Here is a 24621-nt window from a genome sequence, read left to right as displayed (position 1 = left end):
GGGTCGAAGTGAACGACACCGCACACGCCCTGAGTTCCGCCCGCACGCTGTGGGAACTGGTCGACCGTCGCGCCGACCTCACCCCCGACCGGCCCGTCCTGCTCCAGGGCGACCGCTCGCTGACCTTCGGCGGGCTGCGCGACCGTTCCGAGCGGGTGGCGGCCGGCCTGTACGAGCGGGGCGTGCGCCCCGGCACGGTCGTCGCCTGGCAGCTGCCCACCCGGATCGAGACCGCCCTGCTGTCGTTCGCGCTGGCCCGCATCGGCGCGGTGCAGTCCCCGGTCATCCCCTTCTACCGGGACCGCGAGGTGGGCTTCGCGCTGCGCGAGTCGAAGGCCGTTCACTTCGCCGTGCCGGGCGAGTGGCGCGGCTTCGACCACACGGCGATGGCGCACCGGCTCGGGGCGCGGAACGTCTTCGAGGCGTACGACGACCTGCCGGACGGCGACCCCGCCGTGCTGCCCGCCCCGCCCTGCGACGGCACCACCGTCCGCTGGATCTACTGGACCTCGGGCACCACCTCCGACCCCAAGGGCGTGCTGCACACCGACCGCTCCCTGATCGCGGGCGGCTCCTGCCTCGCGCACGCCCTGCACCTGTCCGCCGACGACGTGGGCTCGATGGCCTTCCCGTACGCGCACATCGCCGGTCCCGACTACACGGTGATGCTGCTGCTGTACGGCTTCCCGGCCGTGATGTTCGAGCACTTCGCGCTGCCCGCCGCCCTGGAGGAGTACCGCAGGCACGGCGTGACGGTGGCGGGCGGGTCGACCGCCTTCTACGCGATGTTCCTCGCCGAGCAGCGCAAGCAGCCCGGAAAGCCGGTCCTGCCCGCCCTGCGGCTGCTCGCGGGCGGCGGAGCCCCGAAGCCGCCCGAGGTCTACCACGCGGTCGTCCGGGAGATGGACGTGCAGCTCACCCACGGGTACGGGATGACCGAGGTCCCGATGATCACGATGGGCGCGCCGGACGACACGGCCGAGAACCTCGCGACCACCGAGGGCCGGCCGCCGCACGGCATGGAGATACGGATCGTGGACGGGGCGGGGGCGCCCCGGCCTGCCGGTGTCGACGGGGACGTGCGGCTGCGGGGCGAGGCCGTGTGCCAGGGCTATCTGGACCCGGCGCAGACGGCGGAGGCCTTCGACGGGGACGGGTTCCTGGTCACCGGGGACGTCGGGCATCTGACGGAGAGCGGGCACCTGGTGCTCACCGGGCGGGTGAAGGACATCATCATCCGCAAGGGCGAGAACATCTCCGCGAAGGAGATCGAGGACCTGCTGCACCGGCATCCGGCCGTCGGGGACGTCGCGGTGATCGGCCTGCCCGACGCCGACCGCGGGGAGCGGGTCTGCGCGGTGGTCGAACAGCCCGCGGGCTCGCCGGAGTTGACGCTGGCCGCGATGACGTCGTACCTGCGCGGTGAAGGGCTCTCCGTGCACAAGCTGCCGGAGCAGCTGGAGGTGGTGGACGCCCTTCCGCGCAACGAGACCTTGCGCAAGGTCCTCAAGTACCGGCTCAGGGAGCGGTTCTCGGGGTGAGGAGGCCGGGACCACGTCGTCCGGACCGTCCCGCGCGGACAGGCGCGGCGCCGCGCGGTCGAGAGGTCGCGGCGGTGCCGTGGGTCCTGTGGGTCCTGTGGGTCCTGTGGGTCCTGTGGGTCCCGTGGGGCGAGCGAGCTACTCGGGCACCGTGAAGTAGCGGGCGAACGCGGCTACGACCTCCGTCTCGCCGATCCGTCCGTCGGTGTCGGCGTCGAGGGCGGCGGCGGCCTCGGCGGCGGTGTCCTCGTCCGCGCCGAGGGCCGTGATGACGCGACGGGTCTCGTCGAGCGTGGCCGTCCCGTCCCCGTCGGTGTCCGCCACCGCGAGGGCCGCGTGCAGGAAGGGGCGGGCGATCTCGGCGAACCGCTCGGGGTTGTCACGCAGCCGCTTCACCGCGCCGCTCACGAACTCCTCGCGGGTGATGCGCTGGTCGCCGTCCCGGTCCGCTATGCCTGCCATGCCCTGCCAGAACCCCTCGGCGCCGATGTACAGGGCCTGCCCCTTGTCGGACCGGGCCGCCGTACCGAACTCGGCGAGCACGGCCTTGGCCGCGGCGTTGAAGTCCTCCCGGTCGATGTAGCCGTTGCCGTCCTGGTCGAATCCGGCGAACCGGGCGGCAATCCTGCGCTCGTACTCGGTGCTGACCATGATGTGTTCGGACCGCCTCACTGCTCAGCCGGCCGTGGCCGGACTGCGGTTCATCTGGCACGGAGCGTACGTCGCGCGGGCCGCGGCGGGAGCCGAAAACGACGGTTGTGCCAAGACCGGGGGAATTCCGGGACAACGGTGTGGCAGTGCGTCGCGCGGTGCGCCGGGAGGATCACGGTGGGCGAGGCGGCGGACGTGACGGACCGCACGCCGGGCGGCCCCGATCAGGCCGACAGCGGGCGGGACTCCTCGTCGAGGGCCGCGTCGACGTCCGGGTACACGTCGAAGAGGCGGCGCACGCCGAGCGCCGCGAGGACCCGGTTGACGTGGGAGCCCTCCACCGCGCCCTGGGCGGGCAGGATCAGCCGCAGCCGGCCCTGGCAGGAACGCATCAGGCGGCGGGTGGCGATCAGGACGCCGACGCCGCTGGAGTCGCAGAACAGGACCTCGGAGAGGTCCAGGACGATGCTGTGCCGCCCCTCCGCCACCACGTCGTGCACGCCCTGACGCAGCGAGGGCGCCGTCACGAGGTCGAGTTCGCCCGACACCCGCAGCACGGCCCACTCGCCCTCGTCGCGGCTCACCGCGTTCAGGCCGTCCGCGCGGCCCGTACCCGCTCTGCCGCCCGCGCCGCCCTCGCCGTCGGTCACGTCGGTCACCTCGGTCACCTTGAGCGTCACCGCCACGCCTCTCGCTCGCCTCGTCCCGCAGAACCGGAAGCTCTTCGTACGCTTCCTTCCAGCGCGGCTGCCCAGCCGTCATGACGCGAAACACCGATCCGCGGTTCCGTGAATCGGGCTTCCATGAAACACGGATCCACCCCGGAAGAAACGCCGGTCTACGGTCGAAAATGCTCGATGAGGGGCCTGTTTCGGTCGCGTACGGACTCATGCGGTCATGTCCGGGGGTGGAAGCGGCGCGCTTCTACCATCGGTGGCTGGTTCGGGGGCGCACATTGACGCAAAGGGGCGTGCGCTGTCGGACGTGCCGACTACATTCAGGACAGCAGGAGCGCACAGGCTGGACAGCGGACCGCATGGCTGCCCGGCGAACGGGGACACGTCGGTACACGGGCCGGACACACGGACGGACGCCGGACACGACAGCGCACGATGAGGGGTCAGGGGGCAGACATGGCGAAGCAGGACGCACCGCCCCGCTGGGACCGCAAGATGCAGCAGCGGCTCGCACGCGGGGAGGCGGCGGCGCTCGGCGAGTTCTACGACCGGTTCGCCTCGCTCGTGCACGGCCTCGCCCACCGCGTGCTGGGGGACGAGCGGGCCGCCGACGGCATCACCCGCGAGGTCTTCACCCACGTCTGGGAGAACCCCGACGCGTACGACCCCAGGCAGGGGCCGCTGCGCTCCTGGGTGGCCGGTCTGACCCACCGCCTGGCCGTGCAGCGGCTGCGCGCCACCGAGACCGCCGCCCTCGCGCAGGGCGGCCACGGCACGGCCGAGGAGCTGGAGCGCAAGGTCCGCAGCGCCTCCGTCGCGGCCCGCGCGGACTACATCGTCACGTCCATGCCGGCCCCGCTGCGGGCCGCGCTGGACCTCGCCTACTTCCAGCGCCGGGACTACCGCCAGGCGGCGGCCGACCTCGGCGTCACCGAGGACGAGGCCCGCCGGCGGCTCCGTCTGGGCCTCCAGCTCCTGTCCACGGCCCACGACGCGGGACCCACCCGCCCGCCGTCGCCGTACGGGGGTGCGCGATGAGCGGAGAAGCGGACCGCTCCGGACCGCTCGGCCACGGCGACGATCCCCACGACGGCCACGGACGCCACCGGGAGCAGAGGGATCCGGAGAAACCGGAGGAGTACCCGGACCACCCGGAGGCGGGCATACCGCTGCCGCGTTCCTCCGTGGAGGACACCGGACTGCCGCTGCCCGAACCGGCCGCGGCGTCCCTCGCCGTCCCGGCGCCGCTCGTCCTCGAACACCACGTCCTGAAGTCACTGCTCGGCGCGTGGGCGCTGGCCGCCTGCTCGGCGGACGAGACGACCGCCGTCGAGGAGCACCTCGGGGAGTGCGGCGCGTGCGCGGACGAGGCACTGCGGCTACGCGGAGCGGTCGGCCTGCTGCACCCGGCGGAGAGCCTCGACCTGGACCCGACGCTGCGCACCCGGGTCCTGGCGGGCTGCCTCGACCGGCGGCCGCCACGCATCCCGGTTCCCGATTGGGCGGCTCCGTACGACGCGGAGAGCGCGCGGCTCGACGCGCTGCTGCAGGACATCGGCGGCGCCGAGTGGCATGCCCCGGTGCGGCTGCGCTGGTTCGACGGCGACGCTCCCACCAGCCGCCGTACGACGGTGGCGGGGGTGATCGCCCACCTGCTGAGCGTCGACGGTCTCGTGGCCGTCGCGCTGGGCCTGGACGATCCGCTCGGCGAAGCGGGCTCGGCGGGGCAGACCCCGCAGGGGCGCACCGAGACGTACTGGCGCGCCTCGCACTTCCCGCCCACCCGGTCCGTGCGCGGGCCCTGGCGGGCGCAGAGCCACAACATCGTGCGGACGGTGTCGTTCGTGGACGGCGCCGGCACCTCCCGCTCGGGCGGGGGCGGTTCCGGCGGCCTGACCGTGCCGTACGGCGGTTTCGAACTGCCGCTGGCCGACTCGATGCTGGACCGGGCCTTCGAGTGCTGGGTGCACGCCTGGGACATCGCGGACGCGGTGGACTACCCGTACGAGCCGCCCGCCGGCCGGCATCTCCACCGGATGATCGACCTGGCCGCGCGGATGCTGCCGGGTTCGCTGGCCGAGCGGCGCAGGGCGGGCCTCTCGGCCCCGCCGGTGCGGCATCTGGTCGCCGCGGGCGCCGGGGGGCGCAGTCTGCGCCTGGAGATCGAGGGGGCCGGGGGCGGCGAGTGGCTGATCCCGCTGGACTCCCCGGGTGCCGTCGGGTCCGCCGAGCACGAGGTGGCGCATGTCGCGCTGGACGGCGTGGAGTTCTGCCGGCTCGCGGCGGGCCACGTCTCCCCGGAGGAGGCGGCCGCCGGACAGGACGGCGACCGGGAGGCCATCAGGGACGTCCTCTTCGCGGCGGCGTCACTGAGCCGGATGTGACCGCGCGGGACCCGCCCGACCCGCGCCGGCCCGTGCACGCCCGAGTTCTGCGGGCGGGCGGGGGCCGGCGTCCGTACGCCCGGGGGCCCGAGACGGCGCGGGGCCCGAGACGGCGCGGGGCCCGTGACGGCGCGGGGCCCGTGACGGCGCGGCGTTCTGTCGCGCTACGCGAAGATGACCGTGCGGCGGCCGTTGAGCAGGATGCGGCGTTCCGCGTGCCACTTCACGGCGCGGGCCAGCGCCTGGCACTCGACGTCCCGGCCGATGGCGACGAGCTGGTCGGGGGTGACGTCGTGGCCGACGCGTTCGACCTCCTGCTCGATGATCGGGCCCTCGTCGAGGTCGGCGGTCACGTAGTGCGCGGTGGCGCCGATCAGCTTCACACCCCGGTCGTGCGCCTGGTGGTACGGCTTCGCGCCCTTGAAGCTCGGCAGGAACGAGTGGTGGATGTTGATGATGCGGCCGCTGAGCTGCTTGCACAGGTCGTCGGAGAGGACCTGCATGTAGCGGGCGAGGACGACCAGTTCGACGCCCTGCTCGCGCACCAGCTCCAGCAGCTGCGCCTCGGACTCCGCCTTGGTGTCCCTCGTCACCGCGATGTGGTGGAAGGGGACGTCGTAGGAGCCGACCAGCTCGGCGAAGTCCGTGTGGTTGGACACGACGGCCGCGATGTCGACGGGCAGGGCGCCGATCCGGGCACGGAAGAGCAGGTCGTTCAGGCAGTGGCCGAACTTGCTGACCATGAGCACGATCCGCATCCGGTCCTCGGCCCGGTGGATCTGCCAGTCCATGTGGAAGGCGTCGCCGATCGCCGCGAAACTCGCCCGCAGCTTCTCCACCGTCACCGGGGACTCCGCGGAGAAGTGCACGCGCATGAAGAACAGGCCGGTGTCGTGGTCGCCGAACTGCTGACTGTCCTCGATGTTGCAGCCGGTCATGAAGAGATAGCTCGACACGGCGTGCACGATGCCCTGCTTGTCGGGGCAGGACAGGGTCAGGACGTACTGCTCGGCGGCGGGCGCGCTCGCGCGGACGGACGGCTCATTCATGCGGGACAGGTTCCCATACCGGGCCCCCGCGGGGGACTGCCGTCCCGCACCGCGGACGTCCCACGGCGCGACGGGACCGCCACGGTTCCCTCCGGCCGGAGCCGCTAGGCGGAACGCGTCAGGATGCGCAGGACTTCCAGCGTGCGCGGCGGCACGTCGGAGTCCTCGCCGTCGCTGGTCGCGAGCCGGACGTGCGCGGCGCGCGCGGCGTGCACGGCGTCCGGCCACGCCTGGTGGTCGACGTAGGCGGAGACGGGGGCGTCGGGGCCGACCTGGTGCATGATCCGCAGGACGCGCAGGACGGCGGTGTCCACGAGGACCGCCTCCTCGGAGTCCCGGAAGATCGTGCCGACGTACTTCTCGGCGGACCAGTTGTCGAGCCAGGTGTCCTCGACCAGGCGGTACACGGCGTCGGTGACGTCGCCGTACCCGTCGACGCCGGCGAGCCAGACGTCGCGCTGGAAGGCGGGGTCGGAGAGCATGTGCAGCGCGGAGCGCACATTGCTGCGCCAGCGCCACCACGGCATGTCGTTCAGTGGCATGCCGCCCATGGTGGATGAGTGACGGCCGCGACGGGAAGAGTTCTCCGAACCTTGCACGGTCACCGATCGTACGTTCCCTGTGAAAAACACATCACCGACCCCCTTCCTTCACCTCTGTGTCATCTCCTCTTGACCCCGAGTCACTCAGGGGTTCGCGGTGTGAGGGAATCGTGCATGTGCATGACCGGTAGGCGACGTACGCGCACCACCTCCCCCGTTCCGCGCCGTCGGCCCCTCAAGGCCGTACTGCTGTCCGCGTGCGCGCTGGGGGCGTGTGCGTCGATCGCTGTCGGGTGCGGGGTCGTCCCCGGTGCCACGGGGGGCTCCGGGGACGGCTCGATCAAGGTGATGACCTGGGCGCCGGAGAAGACGGCCGCGACCAACAAGCCCGGCATGCCCGCCCTGGCCCGGGCCTACGCCCGCTGGGTCAACGCCCACGGCGGCATCAACGGCCACAAGCTGGAAGTCATCACCTGCAACGACCACAACGACTCCGTCGACGCCGCGCACTGCGCCGAGCGGGCCGTGGACGAGGGCGTCGTCGCGGTGGTCGGCTCCTACAGTCAGCACAGCACCTCCTTCTTCTCCCCGCTGGAGAGCGCGGGGATCCCGTACATCGGCGGCTACGGCGTCACCGACGACGAGTTCACCAGTCCGCTGTCCTATCCGGTCAACGGCGGCCAGCCCGCGCTGCTGGCCGGCCTCGGCGAGCAGCTCGCCAGGAACTGCGGTCCCGTGTCGCTGATCCGTCCCGACACCACGGCCGGTGACGAGCTCCCGGTGCTGCTCGACTCGGGCCTGAAGGCGCAGGGCCACCCGCAGGCCGCCGACCAGCGGGCCGCCGAGGACGCCACCGAGTACTCCCGTCCGACGCAGCAGGCACTGCAGCACGCGACCTCCGACCAGGCCAGGCGCGGCTGTGTGGTGCCGGCCCTCGGCGACCGCACCGACACCTTCATGGACTCCTTCCGGCGTGACAGCACGAAGTACCCGAAGGTCCGCACCGGCACGGTCGTCGGCAGCGTCGACCAGTCGCGGATCGACGCCACCGGCGGCAGCTCGGGGCCCTACGAGGGTTCGTACGTCACCGGCTGGTACCCGGCCGCGGACGACGCGCGCTGGTACGAGATGCGCTCGGTGATCAAGGAGCAGGCGTTCGGCGACAACCGGATCGACCCGGCCGACGTCGGGGTGCAGACCACCTGGATCGCCTACACCGTGCTGAAGAGGACCGTCGAGTCGCTCGGCTCGGGCGAGGTCACCCCGCTGGCCATCCGGCGGGCGCTCGACAACGGCCTCAAGGTGAGCACGGACGGCCTCACGCCGACGCTGCGCTGGCGCTTCGAGGACCTGATCGGCGCCATCGACTTCCCGCGCCTGGTCAACGGCGACGTCACCTTCCAGGTCGTCCGCGACGGCCGGCTGACACCCGCGCGCCGCGGATTCGTGAACATGTCGAAGACGCTGGAGAACGCCGGCTAGGACACCGGCCCCGTCACGACGAACGCCGGCCCGGCCCACCGTCGAGGGGGCCGGGCCGGCGTCCTGGTCGCCGGGTTCGGTCCCGCGGCCCCGTCGGAGCGGGGCGCGGGCCGTCGCTACCGGGTGCGGGGCCTCAGAGCTGGGTGCGGGTCCGCTGGGTCAGTCCGTACTTCGAGGCGATGGAGTTCCAGAGCCTCGCGGCCTTCTCCTTCTGGGCGGAGGCCGTGCCGCTGGCCTGGTTGCCCGCCACGGTCTGCCCGGTGGTGCGGGCGTGGCCCTTGTGGCAGCCCTTGCCGCCCTTGGCCTGGTCGGCCCAGGCCGCGTAGTGGTTGTCGGCCGACGCGGAGGCCTTCCAGCCGCTGGTGAGCGCGGCGGTCAGCCCGGCGTTGTTCGGCAGCTTGTCGACGGTCAGGGCGGAGAGCCGGGTGACCAGCTCACCGCGCTGCTTGGCGGCGTCGCGCAGACTGCCCGCCGCCTGGTCGAGGTTCTGGCACGCCTTCACGTCCCCGACGGCCTTGATCACGGAGTCGCGGCTGCTGGTGCTGTCGGCGAGCAGCTTGTCCAGCTCGACGGCCTGCGCCTTCACCGGGTCGGCGGCGGCGGGCGAGGAACCCTCCGTCGCCGGCGCCGTCGCGGACACCGTCTTGCTGGTGTCGCCCTTCGCGTCGTCGTCCCCGCCGCCGCTGAGCAGGGCACCCGCGCCGATACCGAGGACGACGATGCCGATGCCGACCGCGGCGATCAGCGGGACGCGCGAACGGCTCCTGCCACCGCCGCCCTGGCCGTCGTGGTCCGAGGGGCCGCCGCGACGGGCGGCGGCCCGGCCCGCGGGGGCGTACGCGCCCGGCGCGGGCGGCGCGGACTGGGTGCCGTACGGGTCGTGCGCGCCGTGCGGGGCCGGTGCGGCGGAGTCGAAGCGCGGCAGCTGCTGCGTCGAGGGGGGCGCGTCCGGTTCACTGCGGAAGAGGTTGTCGAACTCCGCGGGGGGCTGCCGCTCCTCCGGTGCGCCGGGGCGTACCCCGTAGGAGTCGGCCGGCTGGGCCGGCACGGGGGCCATGAACTGCGTGGGGTCGGCGTCGGAGCCGCCGGCCGGGGGCAGCGATCCGGGCCCGTTCTGCGGGGTGTGCCCGAGATAGTGCGTAGGGTCCGCGCCCTGGACCTCGGGCGGCAGCGCGCCCGGTCCGACGGGCGGTATGTACTGCGTGGCGCCCTCGTCCGGCGCCGCGGGGACGGGCGGAATGAACTGGGTCGCCCCCTCGTCACCACCGGGTCCGGCCGGTATGTACGGAATGTACTGAGTGGCGCCCTCGTCCGGTGTCGCGGCGGACGGCAGCGGCGCGGGCCGCGCGTCGGACCGGCCGTGCCGGGCGTGGGAGCCCTGCTGCTGGTCCGCGGCCCCGTACCCGTCGTACGCGCCGTAGCCCCCGGCCGCCTGGGCGCCGTGCGCACCGTGCGTGCCGTGGCCGTAGCCGCCCTGCTCGCCGTACGAGGACCGCGCGCCCTCGGGCGGCATCGGGCCCGCGCCGGACGGCTGCTGCTGCTGCCAGCTCTGCGCTCCGTGGGAGTCCGCGGACGTGGCGGTGCCCCACTCCTGGGCGGCGGGTGCGGGGCCGGACTGCTCGGGGGTGGCCCAGGTCCGGCCGTCGTCGCCCCGCGCTCCCCAGCCGTCGCCGGACTGCGGGGGCGGACCGGCCGGCTGGTCGGGGCCCCACGGGCGGCCCCAGGCCTGGCCGCCCGCCGGGACGGCACGGTCACCCGTGGTGCCCGGCAGCAGCGGTTCGCCACCGTCCGAGGGCAGCACGATGCCTTCGCGCGCGGGCCGCGCCGAGGGCTCCTCGCCCTGTCCACTCTGCGTCACCGGGACTCCTACGAATGGGGGACCTTCGGAATCGTCGGCTCACGCTACCGGGTCCCAACAGGCCGGTGCCACGCAGCACGGGACACGACCCGGGCACCCTGTGACACGGGTAACGAAACCGCCCCCGAATGCGCTGTATCTCACTCCCTTCCCGCACGACGCCCGCGTTCTCCCGCCGTTCACGCGGGCACGGCCCGAAAGTTCACGTGCGGGGCCCGCGCACGGGTGGCGTGACGCACACCGCACCGGACCTGGGCGGTACCCGCACACCGGACCGGGGGCGCACACGCCGTGCGCCCCCACCGCATCCGGCGCGGCACCGGCCCTTCGGGACGCGCTCCCCCAACCCACGCGCCCCACCCGTCCGTTCAGGCCGCCGACTGCAACTCCATGCGCGCCCCGAACTCCCGCACCACCGCCTCGTCCCGGAACGGCTCCAGGCGCTGCTGGAGGTCGTCCAGGTACTCGGCGCCGCGGTTGGAGCGGAGTGTGCCGAGGAGTTCGACGGCGCGCAGTCCGGTGGAGCAGGCCTGCTCGATCTCACGCTGCTGGACCTGTGCCGTGGCCAGCAGGACGTAGCCGATGGCACGGCGGCGGGCGCGCGACTCGGGGTGCCCGGCGAGGGACTGCTCGGCGCACCGCGCGGCGGCCTCGGCCTGGCCGAGGTCGCGATGGCAGTGGGCCAACTCGTCGGCCAGGTAGGCCTCGTCGAAGTGCGCGATCCACGTCGGGTCGTCCCCGGAGGCCGCGTCGGCGCCCTCCAGCGCGGTGACGGCCCGTCCGGACGCCGCCTGCGCGGCCCGCGCGTCGCCCAGCAGCGCGTGCCCGCGCGCCTCGGCCGCGAGGAACATCGCCTCGGCGCGCGGCGTCACCCGCCCGCGCGCGCCTTCCTGGGCCGCGCGCGCCAACTGCGCGATCTCCCGCGGGTTGCCGAGTTGGGCGGCCAGGTGGCTCATGGACGCGGCCAGCACGTATCCGCCGTAGCCGCGGTCGCCGGCCGCCTGCGCGAGCCGCAGTGCCTGGATGTAGTACCGCTGGGCGAGACCGGGTTGGCCGGTGTCGACCGCCATGTAGCCGGCGAGTTCCGTCAGCCGGGAGACGGCGGCGAACAGTTCGCGGCCGACCGCCTCGCGGTAGGAGCCGGCCAGCAGCCCGGAGACGACGCTGTTCAGGTAGTGCACGACGACCGGGCGCACGTGCCCGCTGCCGTACTGGTGGTCGAGTTCGACGAGGGCCTGGGTCATCGCGCGGACCGCCGCCACGTCGGAGTGCCCGACGCGCGGGCCCGCCGAGCGCGCGACCTGCGCGTCCGGTCCGGAGATCAGCCAGTCGCGGCTCGGCTCGACGAGCGCGGACGCGGCGACGGACGACCCGGACAGGAAGTCGCGCCGCCCGACGTCACTGCGCCACAGCTCGCAGACCTGCTCGATGGCGCCGAGCACGGTCGGCGAGAACTGGAGGCCGACGCCGGACGCCAGGTTCTTGCCGTTGGCCATGCCGATCTCGTCGATCGTGACCGTCCGGCCGAGCTTGCGGCCGAGGGCCTCGGCGATGATCGCCGGCGCCCGCCCCCGCGGCTGCTGGCCGCGCAGCCAGCGCGCGACCGACGTCTTGTCGTACCGCAGGTCGAGCCCGTGTTCGGCACCGCACATGTTGACGCGGCGGGCCAGCCCCGCGTTCGAGCAGCCCGCCTCCTGGATGAGTGCCTGGAGCCGTTCGTTCGGCTGCCTGGCGATGAGCGGCCTTGCGGCCATGGCGTACCCCCTGTGGCTGCGGTGCCTGCCCACGCACCGAGTTGACGTGTCTTCGCCGGCCCACCCACCGAAAGAAGTCGGCCAGGAAGATCAATGCCCCGCAGACATACCGAAGATGCGGGACATGTGAGGATTGCCGGGGTAAGGGCGGTTCCCCGACCCCACCCCTGGTTACCCACTCCCGGCTGCCGTTCCTCCCGCGCGCCCCCGCACGTGCATCCATGCGCCCCGGGCGGGGAATCGATGCCCGTCCCCCGCGCGCGTGTCCCCCGTAACCCGAGGTGGACCGGGGAGTTGAGTTCCACGTGGAAGAGACCATCGCAGGCACCGAGACCGCGCAGATCCCCCAGCAGCGCGGCGAGTCGCTGCAGGAAACCGCCGTGCGCTATGCCGAGGAGCGCCACTGGGACGTGTTCCCCGGCACTTGGCTGGAAGCCGTCGACGGGATGCAGCGCTGCTCCTGCGACGAGCCGGCCTGTGCCGTGCCCGGGGCGCATCCGGCGCGCGACGACTGGGCGACCCAGGCGACGGGCAGCGCGACCGTGGCGCGGCGGCTGTGGTCGAAGCAGCCGACGGCGTCGATCCTGCTGCCCACCGGGCGTACGTTCGACGCGATCGACGTGCCCGAGTCGGCCGGGTTCCTGGCGCTCGCCCGGATGGAGCGGATGGAGCTCACCCTCGGACCCGTGACGTGCACCCCGGACCGGCGGATGCACTTCTTCGTCCTTCCCGGTGCCACGGCGAAGGTCCCCGACCTGGTGCGCCGGCTGGGCTGGCCGCCCGCCTCCCTGGACCTGGTCGCCCTCGGCGAGGGCGCGTACGTGGCGGCGCCGCCCACCCGGTTCGGCTCCCGGGGCGCCGTGCAGTGGGCGTGCCGCCCGACGCCGGCGAACCGGTGGCTGCCGGACGCGGAGGAACTGATCTCCCCCCTGGCCTACGCCTGCGGCCGGGACCGCTAAGGGCCCTCCCGGCGCCGTCGGCGCGCCATCTCCCCATCGCGGCCGGCCGCCCGGCTCCCGTGGCCCCGGCTGGGGCGGATGGGCCCTAGGGTGCGTGTATGAGCGAGGCAGCGAAGGACGACGGGGTGCCCGCCGTGCGGGTGCGAGGGCTCTGGAAGCGGTTCGGGGAGCAGATCGCCGTCGCCGGCATCGATCTGGACCTGCCCGCAGGGCAGTTCATCGGGCTCGTCGGACCGAACGGGGCGGGCAAGACGACCACCCTGTCGATGGTGACCGGGCTGCTCAGGCCCGATCAGGGCGCCGTCGAGGTCGTCGGCCACGACGTGTGGCGCGACCCGGTGGCGGTGAAGGCGCGGATCGGCGTGCTGCCGGAGGGGCTGCGGCTCTTCGAGCGGCTCTCCGGACGCGAACTCCTCGCCTACACCGGCCGGTTGCGGGGACTGCCGGGCGCCGAGGTCGACAAGCGCGCGGGGCAGCTCCTCGACGTCCTCGACCTGGCGGGAGCCCAGCACAAACTCGTCGTCGACTACTCGACCGGCATGCGCAAGAAGATCGGCCTCGCCTGCGCCCTCCTGCACAATCCCGAAGTCCTCTTCCTGGACGAACCGTTCGAGGGCGTGGACCCGGTCTCCGCGCAGACCATCCGCGGCGTCCTGGAGCGGTACACCGCCTCCGGCGCGACCGTCGTCTTCTCGTCCCACGTGATGGAACTCGTCGAGTCGCTGTGCGACTGGGTCGCCGTCATGGCCGCCGGACGCATCCGCGCGCACGGACCCCTCGCGCAGGTGCGCGGCGACGCGCCCTCGCTGCAGCAGGCGTTCCTGGAGCTGGTCGGCGCCCACGGCCGCGGCACGGTGGCCGACCTGGACTGGCTGGGCGGCGGGGCCGCGCGATGACCACCGCCCCGGGCCCCTCCGCCGCGTCGATCACCCCGGTCGTCGTCCGTCTGAAGCTCTCCCTGCTGCGCAACGGACTGCGCCAGTCGGGCGGGCGGCGGGCCGCGTACATCGCCTCCGTCGTCGTCGCCCTGCTCTTCGCCGCGCTCCAGCTGATCGGCCTGATCGCGCTGCGCGGCAACACGCACGCCATCGCCGTCTCCCTGCTGCTGGTCGCGGTGCTGGCCCTCGGCTGGGCGGTGATGCCGCTGTTCTTCCCCAGCGGCGACGAGACCCTCGATCCGACGCGCCTGGTGATGCTGCCGCTGCGCCCGCAGCCGCTGGTCCGCGCGCTGCTGGCCGCGTCGCTGGTCGGCGTCGGACCGCTCTTCACCCTGTGTCTGCTGGCCGGTTCGGTGATCTCGGTCGCGCACGGGGCCACGGCCTGGGTGACGGCGGTCGTCGCCGTCGCCCTCGCGCTGCTGGTCTGCGTGGCCCTCGCGCGGGCGGTCGCCGCCGCCAACATCCGGCTGCTGTCGAGCCGCAAGGGCCGCGACCTGGCGGTGCTGAGCGGCCTGGTCGTCGCGGTCGGCGCGCAACTGGTCAACTTCGGCGCGCAGCGCCTCGGTTCGTCGGGCGGCCTGTCGACCCTCGATCCGGCGGCGGACGTGCTGCGCTGGGTGCCGCCCGCCTCGGCGATCGGCGCGGTGGACTCGGCGAGCGAGGGTTCGTACGGGGCCGCGGTCGTGCAGCTGGCGCTGTGCGGGGCCGCCCTGGCGGGGCTGCTGGCCCTGTGGTCCCGTCATCTGACGCGGTTGATGACGTCGCCGGACGGGTCCACGCTCCAGGCCGCGGAGCCCGCCGCGCGGGAGCGGGGTTCGTCGCGGCTCGGGCGGCTGCTGCCGGCCGGCCGGACCGGCACGGTCATGGAACGCAGCCTCCGATACGTGTGGCGCGACCCGAAGACCAAGGCGGCCTGGGTGACGTCGCTGGCCATCGGGCTGATCGTGCCGGTGTTCAACGCCCTTCAGGGCACCGGCTCCGCCTACTTCGCGTGCTTCGCGGCGGGCATGCTCGGGATCCAGATGTACAACCAGTTCGGGCAGGACACGTCCGCGTTCTGGATCGTCGCGATGACGATCTCCTCGACCCGGGACGCCTACGTCGAACTGCGCGGGCGTGCGCTGGCCCTGCTGGTGATCACCCTGCCGTACGCGACGCTGGTGACCGTCCTGACGACCGCGCTGCTCGGCGCCTGGCGGCAGCTGCCGGAGGTGCTCGGCCTGTCGTTCGCGCTGCTCGGGGCGATGCTGGCGACCGGGGCCTGGTCCTCGGCCCGTTTCCCGTACTCCATCCCGCAGGAGGGCTACAAGAACGTGGCTCCCGGGCAGGCCGGTCTCGCCTGGATCGCCATCTTCGGCGGGATGGTCTCGGCCGCCCTGCTGTCCGCCCCCGTCATCGCCCTCACGATCTGGCTGAACGTGAGCGCGGACGGGGACCGGTGGAGCTGGCTGCTGCTGCCCCTGGGGGCCCTGTACGGCGCCCTGATCACCCTGCTGGGGCTGCGCCTGGCGGCGCCCCGGACGGCCCGCCGGCTGCCGGAGATCCTGGCGGCCGTCAGCAAGGGGTAGCCCGCGGTCCGCACGTCGGGCCCCGGCCGGTCCGGACATCCGGCCTGGCTGCTCGGTACGCGTCGGGCCGGCCGGTGACGCCGTGGGGCCTAGCCGGTGAGGACGCCGTCCAGGAACGGCTCGATCGCGGCGCGCCACGCCTCGGGCTGGTCGTAGTGCACGAGGTGGCCGGCGTCGGCGACCTCCGCGTACTGGCCGCGGGGCAGGACGCGGACCATCTCCTGCGCCTCGGCCCGGCCCAGCTCGCCGTCGAGGCCGCGCACGACCAGCGCGGGGCACTGGACCTGGGCGAGCTCCTCCCAGTGCGCGTCGTACACCCAGGTCTGGCGGGACTTGAGCATCTGGCGGGGTTCGAAGACGGGGCGCCAGCCGTCCGGGGACTCGTGCATCACCTCGGCGTAGAACTCGCCGCGGGAGGGGGTGCGGCGCTCCACCCAGGGGTCGTCCTCGCCGAACCACTTCCGTACGTCGGCGAGGGTGGCGAAGGGGGCGGGCCAGGCTCTGAACCAGTCCTCCCACTCGCGCTGCGAGGCGGCACCCAGTGCCGAGGCCCGCATGTCGCAGATGATCAGGGCGCGGACGAGGTCGGGACGCTTGGCGGCGAGCTGCCAGCCGGTCAGGGCGCCCATCGCGTGGCCGATGACGACCGCCGGTCCGAGACCGAGCTGGTCGAGGGCGGCCTCGGCGTCCTCCACGTAGGCCTCACGGGTGTACTCGGCCTCCGGGGCCTTGTCGCTCTGGCCGTGTCCGCGCTGGTCGAGCGCGACGGCGCGGTGCCGCTCGGAGAGCCAGCGGGCGGTGGAGGCCCAGTGCGAGGCACGGCCCATCAGGCCGTGCAGTAACAGCACGCCGGGCGCCTCGGAGGCCCTCGGCTGGTCGGTCTTGGGAGGATCGGCGAACTCCCAGGCAGCGAGGCGTACACCGCCCGCTCCCGTCACGTCGATGCGCCGCACCATCGGTAAGGGCACCCCCCTAGCTCGCTCGGACCCGCCCGCTCCCGCTTCGAACCGGCCGGTCCACTCGTACCGCTTCCTGCCGCTGCTCCTGCTGGTGTGCTGCTCGGTGTGTCCCTGGGGTCTCTCCCGGTCCTCCCGCCACGACGCCACGTTATCGAATGGGGTTTCGAAGCTGGCCTTTCCGGCCGCAACACCCCTCGTTCGAGTGACCACCCCGGGGGGTTGGCCGCCGCCCTCGCGGGGAGATCTTCAGCGGGGGGCGGACCGCTCGGGGAAACCGGTCCGAAGGGAATGACCCTGGGAGCTCGGGGCTCCGGGTCAGTACGGGGGAGGACAGGCCCCGGCGCCATGCGGCGCCGGGGCCCTCTCCACGTCCACGGCACATCCTTGCGCCCCCTCCCCGACCGCACACCGTCGCTCTCGGACACGGTCAAGAGCCCTCAGGTCATATGCCTCACGCGACAGCCTTGCACGCAAACGGTCCCGGCGCTGCGATTCCGCACACTGAATCTTGGTTTCGGCCAGCTCACCCGGGCGCCACAACTGCCCCTGACGTCCCAGCAGTTGACATGCCGGGAGATGGTCCGGCAGGGGGACGTGGCGGGTCTCGCGGCGGGCACCCGGGTGCCGGCGTCGAGACCGGCGCACGCCGGCCCGTCGGCCGTCACCCGGGACCTGCCCCTCGCGGGTACCCGAAGCCCGGGAGCGCCGAAGGAGCGGCGCGGCCGGGAGGACGGTGGGCCGGCCCGGGGGCCGGCACGGGCGGGGTGTCAGCGCTTGGCGACGAACACGTGGGAGGCGACCTCGGCCTCCAGCTCCGCGGCCTCGCCGCCGCTGCCCACCAGCACGCCGCCCGCCGACTCGGTCACGCTGACCACGGAACCGGGCTGCACGCCCGCCCGCCGCAGCGTGTACATCAGCTGCGCGTCCGTCTGGATCGGCTCACCGATCCGCCGGACGACGACGGTCTTGCCGTCCAGACCCGGGTCCAGCTCGGCCAGGGAGACCATGCCGGCGTCCAGGAACGGGTCCGCGCCGTCCTTCTCGCCCAGCTCCTCCAGGCCCGGGATCGGGTTCCCGTACGGCGACTCGGTCGGGTGGCGCAGCAGCTCCAGGACGCGGCGCTCCACCGCCTCGCTCATCACGTGCTCCCAGCGGCAGGCCTCGGCGTGGACCTGCTCCCACTCCAGACCGATGACGTCGACCAGGAGGCACTCGGCGAGCCGGTGCTTGCGCATGACGCGTGTGGCCAGCCGTCGGCCCTCGTCGGTGAACTCCAGATGCCGGTCGCTGGCGACCGCGACCAGACCGTCGCGCTCCATGCGCGCCACCGTCTGGCTCACCGTCGGGCCGCTCTGGTCGAGCCGCTCCGCGATGCGGGCGCGCATGGGGACCACGCCTTCCTCCTCCAGCTCGAGGATGGTGCGGAGATACATCTCCGTGGTGTCGATCAGTCCGGACATTCGTGCCCCTTGATTAGCTCTGCCGGAGACTCGACATCCACCGGCGTGTGCGCTGGCCCTGAACTCAATTCTGACGCATAGCACTGACAAGCGTGCCTCGTCGTCGCAACCGCACGCCGCCGGTGTCCCACGACGGCCGCCGTCCCGGCATCCGGACGGCCCGTACGCACCCCGGCCGCGGCGCCCCGGGCGCCCCCAGGCCGTATTGACAGGGCACTGGTCCAGACCGCAACGTGATCCGCGACACGACGGGAGTACGGCCGCACCGGCGCACCGGTTGGGCCGCGCGCCCGCCCGGGGCCGATCCCGGGGTCGATCCCGAGCCGACACCGTCCGGCACCGGGCCGACGCCGGCGAGACGTCCGGGACTTCCGAGCCGACGAGACTTCTAAGGGGCTTCGCCGATGAGCGACAGCAAGCTGGCCGGGCAGTTCTTCGACGCCGCGATCGGTCTGCTGCAGCGGGTGCGTGACGAAAGCGCCGCCGACATCGAGGCGGCCGGGACGCTCGTCGCCGACACCGTCACCGAAGGCGGCCGGCTCTTCGCGTTCGGCGCCGGCCACTCCTCGCTGGCCGCGCAGGACATCGTCTACCGGGCCGGCGGGCTCGCCCTGATGAACCTGCTGACCGTGCCGGGCGTCGTCGGCGTCGACGTCATGCCCGCGACGCTGGGCTCCGCCCTGGAGCGGGTCGACGGTCTGGCGAGCGCCGTCCTCGACTCCAGCCCGCTGCGCTCCGGCGACCTGCTGGTGATCATCTCGTTGTCCGGCCGCAACGCGCTGCCCGTGGAGATGGCCATGAACGCCCGCGCCCTCGGGGTGAGGGTCGTCGGCGTCACCTCCGTCGCCTACGCCACCGAGACCAAGTCACGGCACGTCTCGGGCACCTACCTCAAGGACCACTGCGACATCGTCCTCGACTCGCGGATCCCCGTCGGTGACGCGGAGCTGACCCTGGACACCATCGAGGCGCCCTTCGCGCCCGCCTCCACCGTCGTCACCACCGCCCTCCTCCAGGCCGTCATGGCCACCGCCGCCGGCTCCCTCGCCGACCGCGGCATCGAACCGCCGCTGCTGCGCTCGGGCAACGTCGACGGCGGCCACGAGTGGAACGGCCGCGTCATGACCGAGTACGGCGACCGGATCTTCTACCGCCGCTGACCCCGATCCACCGGCCCGCGCGCCCCGGCCGCCCGAGGGGTAGGGGTCGCCGGTTCAGGGCCGTGCGGGCCGGTCCGCCAGGTCCAGGGCCGCCGCGATCCGCACGGCCACGTCCTCCGCGTACCTCGCGTCGGCGCGCTCGAAGCGGCCGCGGCCCGCGCTGCGCAGGAACGTCACGACACCCAGCGTCCGCCCGCGGCTGCGCAGCACCGTGCACAGGGAGTGGACCGCGTCCGGCGGCCACTGCCGGGCGAGCGCCCAGCCGCGGGCCTGCTCGGCCTCGTCGGTGCCCGCGCTGGCCCGCACCGAGCCGGCGCGCTCCGCGCACTGCAGCGCCGGGTGCCCGTCCGCGTACCGCACCGGCAGTCCGGCCTTGCCGGTCAGCAGGCTCGGCCCGGGCGCCCCGGCGGGGGTGGCGGCGGTGCGGACGAGCCGCACCGGCACGTCGTCGTCCTGAAGGAAGCCGCCGGCCACCCGGTCGACCAGGGCGTGGTCGGCGAAGCCCGCGAGGGAGAAGTCGAGATGGACGGTGGCGGCCTCGCCGGGATCCTCGCACTCGGCGGCGGCGCGCCCGGCGCGATGCAGCTGGTTGGCGCGGAAGCGCAGCAGCGCCGCCTCCTGCTCGGTCCGCTTGGCCTCCGTCACGTCCTGGAAGAGCCAGCCGACGCCGAGCGGTACGGGCTCCTCCGCGAGCGGCGAGGAGAGCCGCAGGAAGCCGCTGCGCCAGCAGCGGCGGGCGTCGCCCTCCGGGGTCCGCACGCTCACCCACATCTCCGCGGGGGCCGGGGGCGCACCCTCGGCCAGGACGTGCGTGAGGGCGCTCTCCAGCTCTTCCACGCCCTGGGAGAGCAGCTCCCCGAGGGGGCGGCCGAGGACGGAGGTGCGTCCGGTGCCCAGGGCCTGCGCGGCGTGCGCGTTGACCACGGCGGGCCGCAGGTCGGCGTCGACGAGGACGACGCCCCAGCTGGCGTTCTCGAACAGGGCCTCGCTCAGGGCTATGGACCGTTCGAGGTCGATCTGCGCGTGGACCTCGCTGAAGGCGCAGTACACCCCGGCGGGCTTGCCGTCCGGGCCGCGTACGGAGGCGGACTGGGTGCGCACGAGGACACGGCCGCCGTCCTTGGTGAGCAGCGCGAACTCGTGGACCTGACGGCCCGGGGCCTCCATCGCGGACAGCAGCCGGGCCTCGACCTCCTCGGCGTCCGCGGTCCGCACGGCCCAGCCCGCGAACCCGTGCCGGCCCACCGCCTCGGCGGCGGTCCAGCCGAGGATGCGTTCGGCCTCGCGGTTCCAGTGCGTCACGACACCGTCGGCGTCAAACGCGCACAGTGCCGCGTCCATGCCGTCCAGCAGCGCGGCCAGGAGATCCGAACCGTCCCGCTCGGGCTCGTCGGGCCCCAGCTCGTCGGTGGTCCCACTACGCCGGGAAGCACTCACCTGGACCCCCTGCAGGCTGCGTCCGCGTGTACGGCTCGACAGTTCGCTCGCCGACTCTCATTCAACTCGAACGTGACCCAGCCCACATCGACTTCCCCGAAGATTGGACGAAATCGTTGCACCCCGGATTCCCGCCCCGCCCGCCCCAACAGCCCCCGGCCCACCCCTCCAGGCAACCCGTGGAAACCCAGCTCACCACGCTGCACAGCACGCTCTGCCACAACCGTCCCCTCCTCGACGTCCCCGGCGCCTACCCACCGCGTCCGGGACTAACGGGACCTGTCCCGGACCCGTTCCGATAAATGGGTTGAGCCCCTCCCCGGGTGTTCCTAGAGTGGACGGCACGTAGGAGAGGAGGTGGTTCGGCTCATGACGGAAATCCGGACAGACGAGGTGGCTGCGGGCTAGAGGCCCGTTGTCGGACTCGGTTCGGCGCCGGACCCGCATGTGTGTCATGCATGCAACCGGCCCAATCCAACGCAGTCACCCGACCCGCGAACTCGCCGGTACGTCCGGCCCGGCTCCCCCCGCCGTCAGGCGCGGGGAACCAGAGTTCGCGGGTCGTTCGCGTTCACGGGACGACGCCTTTCGGCAGGTGCGGCACGCGCCGCGGCGCGCACGTACCGGCGGAGTGACGCGGGCCACAGGTGGATCGGATGGGGCGCAGTACGCTGTGGCCATGCTTCCGATGCTCGTCCGACGCCGCCACGTGGACTACGTGCGCGTCACGAGCATGGGCTGTCGGCCTTCCGCCTGACCCGGCCCCCGTTTCCCTCGCGCTGCTCGCGAGTCACGCGTTGCTCGCACCGCCTCTTCCTCCACCTGGCACCCGCGGCCCCCGCCCCACCCCCGGCGGCCCGCCCGGGCACCCGTACACCCCGCGGACGCATCCCATGACGACGAACACGTCTCTGCCGAACCCGACGCCCCGCCCCGGCCGGCCGGCGTTCCCCTCCTACCAGCAGCTCCCGATCATCGACCTGTCCGCCGCCGACCGCGGCCCACAGGCCCGGGCCCTGCTGCACGCCCAACTCCACAGCGCCGCCCACGACGTGGGCTTCTTCCAGCTCACCGGGCACGGCGTCACCGACACCGAGACGCGTGCGCTGCTCGACGCCACGCACCGGTTCTTCGCCCTGCCCGAAGCCCACCGGCTCGCCCTGGACAACACCGGCTCCCCGCACTTCCGCGGCTACACCCGCACCGGCGACGAACGCACCGGCGGCAGCCGCGACTGGCGCGACCAGCTCGACATCGGCGCCGAGCGGCCCGCCCGCGTGCCCCGCCCCGGCGAGCCCGCGTACTGGTGGCTGGAGGGCCCCAACCAGTGGCCCGCCGCCCTGCCCGAGCTGCGCACCGCCGCCCTCGCCTGGATCGACCGGCTCAGCTCCGTCGCCGCGCGGCTGCTGCGCGAACTGCTCACCGCGATCGGCGCCCCCGCCGGCTTCTACGACCCGGTCTTCGGCGACCACGCCCACCCGCACCTCAAGCTCGTCCGCTACCCCGGCAGCGCCTCCGACGGCGCCGACCAGGGGGTGGGCGCCCACAAGGACTACGGATTCCTCACCCTGCTCCTCCAGGACCAGGTCGGCGGCCTCCAGGTGCAGCGCGCGGACGGCCTCTTCCACGACGTGCCGCCCCTGCCGGGCGCCTTCGTCGTCAACCTCGGCGAGCTCCTCGAAGTCGCCACCGACGGCTACCTGCTCGCCACCAACCACCGCGTGGTCAGCCCGCCCGGCGCCACCGAACGGTTCTCCGTGCCGTTCTTCTACAACCCGCGCCTCGACGCCCGCGTCGAACCGCTGCCCTTCCCGCACGCCTCCACCGCCCCCGGCATCACCGACGACCCCTCGAACCCGCTCTTCGCCGAGTACGGCTTCAACGAACTCAAGGGCAAGCTGCGGGCACACCCGCTGGCCGCCGCCCGCCATCACGCGGAGCTCCTCACCCCCGCGTGACGGCCGGCGGCACCGGCGCACCGGCGACCGCGCCTGCGGGTCAGCGCGCGATGTCCCCGTAGCCCTCGATCTCCTGGGGGCCGCGCGTGCCGGGGCCCACATAGGTGGCGGAGGGCCGCACCAGGCGGCCGGTGCGCTTCTGCTCCAGGATGTGCGCCGACCAGCCCGCGGTACGGGCGCACGTGAACATCGACGTGAACATGTGCGCCGGAACCTCCGCGAAGTCCAGGACGATGGCCGCCCAGAACTCCACGTTCGTCGCGAGGACCCGGTCCGGACGGCGGGCGTGCAGCTCGGCCAAGGCGGCCTTCTCCAGCGCCTCGGCCACCTCGAAGCGGGGCGCGCCCAGCTCACGCGCCGTACGGCGCAGGACGCGGGCCCGCGGGTCCTCCGCCCGGTACACGCGGTGCCCGAAGCCCATCAGGCGCTCCCCCTTGTCGAGGGCCTGCCGGACATAGGCGTCGGCGTCGCCGGTGCGCTCGATCTCCTCGATCATGCCGAGGACCCGGGAGGGCGCGCCACCGTGCAGCGGACCCGACATGGCCCCCACCGCACCGGACAGCGCCGCCGCCACGTCCGCACCCGTCGAGGCGATCACCCGCGCGGTGAACGTCGACGCGTTCATGCCGTGCTCGGCGGCCGACGTCCAGTACGCGTCGACCGCGGCGACGTGCTTCGGGTCGGGCTCGCCGCGCCAGCGGATCATGAACCGCTCGACGACGGACTGCGCCTTGTCGATCTCGCTCTGCGGAACCATCGCGTTGCCCTGCCCGCGGGCCGACTGGGCGACGTACGACAGCGCCATCACGGCCGCGCGCGCGAGGTCCTCACGGGCCTGCCGCTCGTCGATGTCGAGGAGCGGTTTGAGGCCCCAGACGGGCGCGAGCATGGCCAGCGCGGACTGCACGTCGACACGGATGTCGCCGGAGTGGACGGGGATCGGGAACGGCTCGGCGGGCGGCAGGCCGGGGTTGAAGGCGCCGTCGACGAGGAGCCCCCACACGTTCCCGAAGGAGACGTTGCCGACCAGGTCCTCGATGTCGACGCCCCGGTACCGGAGTGCGCCGCCCTCCTTGTCCGGTTCGGCGATCTCCGTCTCGAACGCGACGACTCCTTCGAGTCCGGGTACGAAGTCGGACATCAGGCGGCTCCTCGTGACGTGTTCGGCAGATGGTGTTGTCGGGGCGCGCACGCCCCTGTCCCACCGGGTGGGTGCCGGTCGGCGGTCGTGCGGTCCGCGCAACGGATCCACGGTCGTCCCCGAAGACTCTCGAATGCTCTTCGAAGAGTCCTCGCCGACTCGCGGTCCGAAGCGGACACCCCGGTCATGCCCCGTGCGGCCGGTCATCCAACCGGAACGGCCCCAGCACGATATCTCCGGGTGCCTGCTTTGGGGAGAGCACGCGGCACTCAGTGCCACCACGTGACGAAGCACACCCACCCCCGGGGGAAGCCCCGCATACGGCAGGATGGCCGCGTGAACGATCGTTTCCCGGACGAATCCGCAGCCGAACCCCTCATCCGCCGCGCCGCCGAGACGGCCGAGGAGGACCTCGCCGCCCCCGACCCCGCCGCGATGCGCGCCCACTACCGCGCCGAGGGCCTCGACGAGAGTGACCTCGCCCCGCACCCCATGGAACAGTTCGCCCGCTGGTTCCGGCAGGCCGCCCAGGCCTCCCTGCACGGCTTCGTCCACGAACCCAACGCGATGATCGTCTCCACAGCCGACGCCGAGGGCCGCCCCAGCTCCCGCACCGTCCTGCTCAAGCAGTACGACGAACACGGCTTCGTCTTCTACACCAACTACGGCTCCCGCAAGGCCCGCGAGCTGGCCCAGAACCCGTACATCTCCCTGCTGTTCCCCTGGCACCCGCTCGCCCGGCAGGTCATCGTCACCGGCACCGCCCGCCGCACCGGACGCGACGAGACCGCCGCCTACTTCCGCACCCGCCCGCACGGCTCCCAGCTCGGCGCCTGGGCCAGCACCCAGTCCACCGTCATCACCTCACGCACCGAACTCGACTCCACCTACGATGAGTTGAGCGCCCGCTACCCCGAGGGCGAACAGGTGCCGGTGCCCCCGCACTGGGGCGGATTCCGGATCGCCCCGCAGAGCGTCGAGTTCTGGCAGGGCCGCGAGAACCGCCTCCACGACCGGCTCCGCTACGTCGCCGAAACCGACGGCGGCTGGCGCCGCGAACGCCTCAGCCCCTGAACCCGTACAACCCGACGGCCGCCCGACGA

20 protein-coding genes are annotated in these 24621 nt (G+C 73.3%); 10 read left to right on the top strand and 10 right to left on the bottom strand.

Going from position 1 to position 24621, the window contains the following annotated elements; genetic code table 11:
- The first annotated feature begins 8 nt into the window (after positions 1-8).
- Positions 9-1541, top strand: a complete 1533-nt coding sequence (locus tag ACIRQH_RS14165) for a class I adenylate-forming enzyme family protein (protein ID WP_388872386.1) — start codon at positions 9-11, stop codon at positions 1539-1541.
- Between the two features lie 138 nt (positions 1542-1679).
- Here ACIRQH_RS14165 and ACIRQH_RS14160 read toward each other — a convergent pair whose 3' ends face one another.
- A complete protein-coding gene (locus ACIRQH_RS14160) occupies positions 1680-2192 on the bottom strand; it encodes an EF-hand domain-containing protein (RefSeq protein ID WP_404225907.1) in 513 nt (170 codons plus the stop codon).
- 224 nt (positions 2193-2416) lie between these two features.
- A complete protein-coding gene (locus tag ACIRQH_RS14155) occupies positions 2417-2785 on the bottom strand; it encodes an STAS domain-containing protein (protein ID WP_358818039.1) in 369 nt (122 codons plus the stop codon).
- 540 nt (positions 2786-3325) lie between these two features.
- Here ACIRQH_RS14155 and ACIRQH_RS14150 point away from each other — a divergent pair.
- Together ACIRQH_RS14150 and ACIRQH_RS14145 are read left to right on the top strand one after the other, a co-directional pair.
- Positions 3326-3907, top strand: a complete 582-nt coding sequence (locus tag ACIRQH_RS14150; RefSeq protein WP_358817952.1) for a sigma-70 family RNA polymerase sigma factor — start codon at positions 3326-3328, stop codon at positions 3905-3907.
- Positions 3904-5253, top strand: coding sequence for a zf-HC2 domain-containing protein (locus tag ACIRQH_RS14145; RefSeq protein ID WP_358817951.1), 1350 nt, complete (start codon positions 3904-3906; stop codon positions 5251-5253). The genes ACIRQH_RS14150 and ACIRQH_RS14145 overlap by 4 nt, the downstream gene beginning before the upstream one ends.
- A gap of 164 nt (positions 5254-5417) precedes the next feature.
- On the opposite strand, the gene purU is transcribed toward ACIRQH_RS14145, so the two are convergent.
- Both purU and ACIRQH_RS14135 read right to left on the bottom strand, forming a co-directional pair.
- On the bottom strand, positions 5418-6302 hold the full coding sequence (gene purU, locus ACIRQH_RS14140) for a formyltetrahydrofolate deformylase (protein WP_358817950.1): 885 nt from the start codon (positions 6300-6302) through the stop codon (positions 5418-5420).
- A gap of 104 nt (positions 6303-6406) precedes the next feature.
- Complete coding sequence (locus tag ACIRQH_RS14135; RefSeq protein ID WP_358817949.1) at positions 6407-6907, bottom strand: hypothetical protein; 501 nt, start codon at positions 6905-6907, stop codon at positions 6407-6409.
- A gap of 117 nt (positions 6908-7024) precedes the next feature.
- Between ACIRQH_RS14135 and ACIRQH_RS14130 the strand changes: the two genes are divergently transcribed.
- Positions 7025-8326, top strand: coding sequence for an ABC transporter substrate-binding protein (locus ACIRQH_RS14130; RefSeq protein WP_358817948.1), 1302 nt, complete (start codon positions 7025-7027; stop codon positions 8324-8326).
- 133 nt (positions 8327-8459) lie between these two features.
- Here ACIRQH_RS14130 and ACIRQH_RS14125 read toward each other — a convergent pair whose 3' ends face one another.
- Entirely contained in the window at positions 8460-10184 is a 1725-nt protein-coding gene (locus ACIRQH_RS14125; RefSeq protein ID WP_404225904.1) for a hypothetical protein, read from the bottom strand.
- 368 nt (positions 10185-10552) lie between these two features.
- Entirely contained in the window at positions 10553-11938 is a 1386-nt protein-coding gene (locus ACIRQH_RS14120; RefSeq protein WP_358822585.1) for a transcriptional regulator, read from the bottom strand.
- 305 nt (positions 11939-12243) lie between these two features.
- Between ACIRQH_RS14120 and ACIRQH_RS14115 the strand changes: the two genes are divergently transcribed.
- The 3 genes from ACIRQH_RS14115 (at position 12244) to ACIRQH_RS14105 (ending at position 15403) form a co-directional block, all read left to right on the top strand.
- Positions 12244-12897, top strand: a complete 654-nt coding sequence (locus ACIRQH_RS14115) for a bifunctional DNA primase/polymerase (RefSeq protein WP_358822586.1) — start codon at positions 12244-12246, stop codon at positions 12895-12897.
- Between the two features lie 98 nt (positions 12898-12995).
- Positions 12996-13793: an ABC transporter ATP-binding protein gene (locus ACIRQH_RS14110; RefSeq protein WP_358822587.1), complete on the top strand. Its 798-nt coding sequence runs from the start codon at positions 12996-12998 to the stop codon at positions 13791-13793.
- Positions 13790-15403 carry a transporter gene (locus ACIRQH_RS14105; protein WP_388930643.1) on the top strand — a complete coding sequence of 538 codons (1614 nt, stop codon included), beginning with the start codon at positions 13790-13792 and terminating at the stop codon, positions 15401-15403. The genes ACIRQH_RS14110 and ACIRQH_RS14105 overlap by 4 nt, the downstream gene beginning before the upstream one ends.
- A gap of 89 nt (positions 15404-15492) precedes the next feature.
- Here ACIRQH_RS14105 and ACIRQH_RS14100 read toward each other — a convergent pair whose 3' ends face one another.
- The gene (locus tag ACIRQH_RS14100; protein ID WP_358822589.1) at positions 15493-16359 is read right to left on the bottom strand and encodes an alpha/beta hydrolase; all 867 of its coding nucleotides are present in this window, start codon (positions 16357-16359) and stop codon (positions 15493-15495) included.
- 770 nt (positions 16360-17129) lie between these two features.
- Positions 17130-17822, bottom strand: coding sequence for a metal-dependent transcriptional regulator (locus ACIRQH_RS14095; RefSeq protein ID WP_358822590.1), 693 nt, complete (start codon positions 17820-17822; stop codon positions 17130-17132).
- A gap of 404 nt (positions 17823-18226) precedes the next feature.
- Here ACIRQH_RS14095 and ACIRQH_RS14090 point away from each other — a divergent pair, with 404 nt between their 5' ends.
- Complete coding sequence (locus ACIRQH_RS14090; RefSeq protein WP_404225900.1) at positions 18227-18982, top strand: SIS domain-containing protein; 756 nt, start codon at positions 18227-18229, stop codon at positions 18980-18982.
- Positions 18983-19036: 54 nt separating this feature from the next.
- On the opposite strand, the gene ACIRQH_RS14085 is transcribed toward ACIRQH_RS14090, so the two are convergent.
- A complete protein-coding gene (locus ACIRQH_RS14085; RefSeq protein ID WP_404225898.1) occupies positions 19037-20419 on the bottom strand; it encodes a PAS domain-containing protein in 1383 nt (460 codons plus the stop codon).
- An 893-nt stretch (positions 20420-21312) separates the two neighbouring features.
- Here ACIRQH_RS14085 and ACIRQH_RS14080 point away from each other — a divergent pair.
- Positions 21313-22377, top strand: coding sequence for an isopenicillin N synthase family dioxygenase (locus ACIRQH_RS14080; RefSeq protein ID WP_388930640.1), 1065 nt, complete (start codon positions 21313-21315; stop codon positions 22375-22377).
- A 40-nt stretch (positions 22378-22417) separates the two neighbouring features.
- Here the strand turns inward: ACIRQH_RS14080 and ACIRQH_RS14075 are convergent, their stop codons facing one another.
- Complete coding sequence (locus tag ACIRQH_RS14075) at positions 22418-23518, bottom strand: citrate synthase 2 (protein ID WP_358819116.1); 1101 nt, start codon at positions 23516-23518, stop codon at positions 22418-22420.
- A 435-nt stretch (positions 23519-23953) separates the two neighbouring features.
- Here ACIRQH_RS14075 and pdxH point away from each other — a divergent pair, with 435 nt between their 5' ends.
- Positions 23954-24592, top strand: a complete 639-nt coding sequence (gene pdxH, locus ACIRQH_RS14070; protein WP_388872629.1) for a pyridoxamine 5'-phosphate oxidase — start codon at positions 23954-23956, stop codon at positions 24590-24592.
- Positions 24593-24621 lie beyond the last annotated feature (29 nt).

The sequence above is a fragment of the Streptomyces sp. NPDC102279 genome, from assembly GCF_044766365.1.
GTDB lineage: Bacteria > Actinomycetota > Actinomycetes > Streptomycetales > Streptomycetaceae > Streptomyces.
The sequence above is the reverse complement of the archived record's forward strand: the minus strand, read 5'-3'. Positions and strand labels throughout refer to the sequence as shown.

Excerpts from the sequence above, each read along its gene's own strand:
- ACIRQH_RS14160 (WP_404225907.1), bottom strand. The coding sequence starts at position 2,192 with ATGGTCAGCACCGAGTACGAGCGCAGGATTGCCGCCCGGTTCGCCGGA.
- ACIRQH_RS14150 (WP_358817952.1), top strand. The coding sequence starts at position 3,326 with ATGGCGAAGCAGGACGCACCGCCCCGCTGGGACCGCAAGATGCAGCAG.
- ACIRQH_RS14145 (WP_358817951.1), top strand. The coding sequence starts at position 3,904 with ATGAGCGGAGAAGCGGACCGCTCCGGACCGCTCGGCCACGGCGACGAT.
- purU (WP_358817950.1), bottom strand. The coding sequence starts at position 6,302 with ATGAATGAGCCGTCCGTCCGCGCGAGCGCGCCCGCCGCCGAGCAGTAC.
- ACIRQH_RS14130 (WP_358817948.1), top strand. The coding sequence starts at position 7,025 with ATGACCGGTAGGCGACGTACGCGCACCACCTCCCCCGTTCCGCGCCGT.
- ACIRQH_RS14120 (WP_358822585.1), bottom strand. The coding sequence starts at position 11,938 with ATGGCCGCAAGGCCGCTCATCGCCAGGCAGCCGAACGAACGGCTCCAG.
- ACIRQH_RS14110 (WP_358822587.1), top strand. The coding sequence starts at position 12,996 with ATGAGCGAGGCAGCGAAGGACGACGGGGTGCCCGCCGTGCGGGTGCGA.
- ACIRQH_RS14105 (WP_388930643.1), top strand. The coding sequence starts at position 13,790 with ATGACCACCGCCCCGGGCCCCTCCGCCGCGTCGATCACCCCGGTCGTC.
- ACIRQH_RS14100 (WP_358822589.1), bottom strand. The coding sequence starts at position 16,359 with ATGGTGCGGCGCATCGACGTGACGGGAGCGGGCGGTGTACGCCTCGCT.
- ACIRQH_RS14095 (WP_358822590.1), bottom strand. The coding sequence starts at position 17,822 with ATGTCCGGACTGATCGACACCACGGAGATGTATCTCCGCACCATCCTC.
- ACIRQH_RS14090 (WP_404225900.1), top strand. The coding sequence starts at position 18,227 with ATGAGCGACAGCAAGCTGGCCGGGCAGTTCTTCGACGCCGCGATCGGT.
- ACIRQH_RS14080 (WP_388930640.1), top strand. The coding sequence starts at position 21,313 with ATGACGACGAACACGTCTCTGCCGAACCCGACGCCCCGCCCCGGCCGG.
- ACIRQH_RS14075 (WP_358819116.1), bottom strand. The coding sequence starts at position 23,518 with ATGTCCGACTTCGTACCCGGACTCGAAGGAGTCGTCGCGTTCGAGACG.
- pdxH (WP_388872629.1), top strand. The coding sequence starts at position 23,954 with ATGCGCGCCCACTACCGCGCCGAGGGCCTCGACGAGAGTGACCTCGCC.